This is a genomic window from Curtobacterium sp. B18, assembly GCF_000333375.1.
Classification (GTDB): domain Bacteria; phylum Actinomycetota; class Actinomycetes; order Actinomycetales; family Microbacteriaceae; genus Curtobacterium.
The window spans coordinates 1-3,674 of sequence record NZ_BACZ01000020.1; the positions used below are offsets into that span (position 1 = coordinate 1).

General features: G+C 67.0%; 3 protein-coding genes and 1 pseudogene. All 4 read right to left on the reverse strand.

Annotated features, from left to right (window positions below):
• The coding region (locus tag I5E_RS00625) for a metallophosphoesterase (RefSeq protein ID WP_022905299.1) at positions 1 to 533 on the reverse strand (533 nt) is incomplete at its 3' end.
• Between the two features lie 183 nt (positions 534 to 716).
• Complete coding sequence (qcrB, locus tag I5E_RS00630) at positions 717 to 2,402, reverse strand: cytochrome bc1 complex cytochrome b subunit (protein ID WP_022905300.1); 1,686 nt, start codon at positions 2,400 to 2,402, stop codon at positions 717 to 719.
• Complete coding sequence (gene qcrA, locus I5E_RS00635; protein WP_022905301.1) at positions 2,402 to 3,469, reverse strand: cytochrome bc1 complex Rieske iron-sulfur subunit; 1,068 nt, start codon at positions 3,467 to 3,469, stop codon at positions 2,402 to 2,404. Before qcrA ends, qcrB begins: the two co-directional genes overlap by 1 nt.
• 33 nt (positions 3,470 to 3,502) lie before the next feature.
• Positions 3,503 to 3,674, reverse strand: a pseudogene (locus I5E_RS26150) (cystathionine beta-lyase); the annotation flags it as partial.

Sequence of the window (3,674 nt, forward strand, 5' to 3'; positions counted from 1 at the left end):
AGGTCCTGGACGATCGGCACCGGCGGGTGGTGCATCGCCAGGATGGTGCCGTGCGGCGCCTGCTCGGAGAGCACCTCGNCCAACCAGTCGAGCTGTTCGGGGGAGACCTCGCCGTGGTGGGCGCCGGGCACGCTCGTGTCGAGGGTGATCACGCGCAGCCCGTTCACGTCGTACACGAAGTCGACCGGGCGGTCGGTCGGCTGGAGCCCGAACAGCTCCTGCCGGAACGCACCGCGCTCGTCGTGGTTGCCCATCGCCCAGATCACGGTCGCACCGATGCGCTCGGCGGCCGGCTCCACGATGTCGCGGATTCGGGCGTACGCGCCCGGTTCGCCCTTGTCGGCCACGTCGCCGGTGACGACGATGGCCTCGGGTCGGGTACCCGACGCCTCGATGTCGGCGATGATCGCCGCGAGGCGGGCTGCCGAGTCGACGTCACCGTAGAGTTCGCGGTCACCCGCCACGAGGTGGGTGTCGCTGAGGTGGAGCAGGAAGTGGTTCGGCCTGGGGTGTTCGGCCGTCCGGCTGTCCATCGGGGTCTCATTCCGTTGGTCGGGTGCGTGGTGCAACACAGTGCCACACCGTCCTGGACGAGTCCAGCACGAGTCGGTGAACCCAACGTGAACGCGGCCCGGCGTGTTCCCGCACGCACGACGAAACCCCCGCCACGACGTGACGGGGGTTCCGGGATCCGATCGCTCGGATCAGCTGACTGCCTAGTGCTTGGCCTCGACCGCGGGGGCGGCGTGACCGGCCTCGAGGTCCGGGCCGTGGTGCGCGGCGTGCGCAGCCTCGAGCTCGGCCTTCGACACCGGGGTGATCCGGTCCTCGAAGAAGAAGCGCGACAGTCCGGCGCGCGCCTTCTGCAGCCCGGAGATCTTGCCCCGGGCGTTCGGACGGATCATCAGCGGCTTGTACTCGTTGAACTGCAGGAGCTTCCACCGCTCGTACTCGTCGAGCTGCTCGTGCACCTCGATGTACTCGCCGTGGGGGAGTCGCACGATGCGTCCGGACTCGTAGCCGTGCAGGACGATCTCGCGGTCCTTCTTCTGCAGGGCGAGGCACACGCGCTTCGTGATCCAGAAGGCGACGAACGGGCCGAGGACCGTCGTGGCCTGGATCACGTGGATGACGTGGTCGATCGACACGTAGAAGTGGGTCGCGATGATGTCCGACGACGCGGCGGCCCAGAGGCTCGCGTAGAGCGTGATGCCGGCGGCACCGAACGCCGTACGGGTCGGGGCGTTGCGCGGACGGTCGAGGATGTGGTGCTCACGCTTGTCGCCCGTGACCCACGCCTCGATGAAGGGGTAGATGAAGATGGCGAGGATGAGCAGCACCAGGACCGCGATCGGCACGAGGATGTTGAACGACACCGTGTAGCCGAACCACACGACCTCCCAGTGCGGCGGCACCAGACGGAGCGCGCCGTCGGCGAAACCGATGTACCAGTCGGGCTGGGTACCGGCGGACACCGGGGACGGGTCGTACGGGCCGTAGTTCCAGATCGGGTTGATCGTGAACAGCGACGCGATGAGGGCGAGAATGCCCGCGACGATGAAGAAGAACCCACCGGCCTTCGCGGCGAACGCGGGGAGGATCGGCACACCGACGACGTTCTCGTTCGTCTTGCCGGGCCCGGCGAACTGCGTGTGCTTGTTGATGACGACCAGCACGAGGTGGACACCGAGCACGGCCACGAGGATCGCGGGCAGCAGCAGGATGTGCAGCGTGTAGAGACGGCCGACGATGTCGGTGCCCGGGAACTCCCCACCGAAGAGCAGGTAGGCGATCCAGACGCCGATGACCGGCACACCCTCGATCATGCCGACGATGATGCGCAGACCGTTGCCGGAGAGCAGGTCGTCGGGGAGCGAGTAGCCCGTGAAGCCCTCGGCCATGGCCAGGACCCAGAGGACGAAGCCGAACACCCAGTTGAGCTCACGCGGCTTGCGGAACGCGCCGGTGAAGAACACGCGGGCCATGTGCAGCATGATCGAGGCCACGAACAGCAGGGCTGCCCAGTGGTGGATCTGCCGGACGAAGAGCCCGCCGCGGATGTCGAACGAGATGTTGAGCGTCGACTGCAGCGCGGTCGACATCTCGATGCCCTTCAGCGGGACGTACGAGCCGTGGTAGACCACCTCGGCCATGGACGCCTGGAAGAAGAACGTGAGGAAGGTACCGGAGAGCAGGACGACGACGAAGCTGTACAGCGCCACCTCGCCCAGCATGAAGCTCCAGTGGTCGGGGAAGATCTTGCGCCCGACCTCCTTCACGAGGCCCGAGATGCTCGTGCGCTCGTCGATGTAGTTGGCGACCCCGCCGATGATGCGGGATCCGCGCTCCGGTGCCGGCTTGGTGGTCGACGACGCGGGTGCGTTGGTGGTCGTGCTGCTCATCAGCGTTCACGCTCCCAGAAGGACGGTCCGACAGGCTCGTGGAAGTCGCTCTGCGCAACCAGGTAGCCGTCGTCGTCGATCGCGATCGGAAGTTGGGGGAGGGGGCGTGCAGCCGGTCCGAAGATGACCTCGCAGTTGTTCGAGACATCGAAGGTGGACTGGTGGCACGGGCAGAGCAGGTGGTGCGTCTGCTGTTCGTACAGGGCGACCGGGCATCCGACGTGGGTGCAGATCTTCGAGTACGCGACGATGCCGTCGTAACCCCAGTTCTCGTGGCCCTTGGAGGGGTTGAGGTCCTTGGGGTCGAGGCGCATGAGGAGGACGGAGGCCTTGGCCTTCTCCTCGAGCATGTCCTCCTTGTCGAGCATGCCGTCCGGGATGACGTGGAACACCGAACCGATGGTCACGTCGGACGCCTTGATCGGGAGACCCGTCGGGTCCTTCGTCAGGCGCGTGCCCTTCGCCCACATGGTGTGGCGGAGGAGTTCGTTGGGGTCGGCCGCCGGCGCGAGGTCGCGCACGAGGACGATGCCCGGGAGGGGGAAGGCCGCCAGGGCGCCGATCATCGAGTTGCGGATCAGCTTGCGACGGCTGAAGCCGGACTCCTTGTCGGCGAGCTGGAACGCCTCGACCGCCTTGGCACGGGTCGCGTCGGTGCCGCGCGTGCTGTGGCGGAGCTCGGTGATCTCACGGTCCACCACGAGCGACTTCGACCAGTACACCGCGCCCAGGCCGAGCGCGAGGAGGGCGAGGGCGATCGACAGACCGAGCCAGAGGTTGGCGGTCCGGACCGTGCCGAAGTTGTCGGAGTCGATCGGGAACGCGACGTAGGCCGCGATCGCGAGGACACTGCCGACGATCGACAGGTAGAAGAACGTGGCGACCTGACGCTCGGCGAGGCGCTGCTTCTTCGGGTCGACGTCGGTGCGTCGTGCGCGGTGCGGCGGCTCGCCCGGGTTCTCGAACGGGTCGGTCGGCAGGACCGCGGTCCCGGGCGACGTGGTGGTCGTGCCGTGCTTCTCGACAGCCGAGGACGAGTTCAGTGCCTCGTCGTCGTGCTCTGCCATGGTGTTCCCTTCAGTGTCGTTCGACACGGACGATCAGTTGGACTTCGCGGTCAGCCAGACGGTCATCGCGACGACCGCGCCGAGTCCGAAGATCCAGATGAACAGACCCTCTGCCACCGGGCCGAGGGAGCCGAGTGCGAACCCGCCGGGCGACTTGTTGTCCTGCACGTACTTGAGGTACGTGATGATTCGGCCTCTGCTCGGG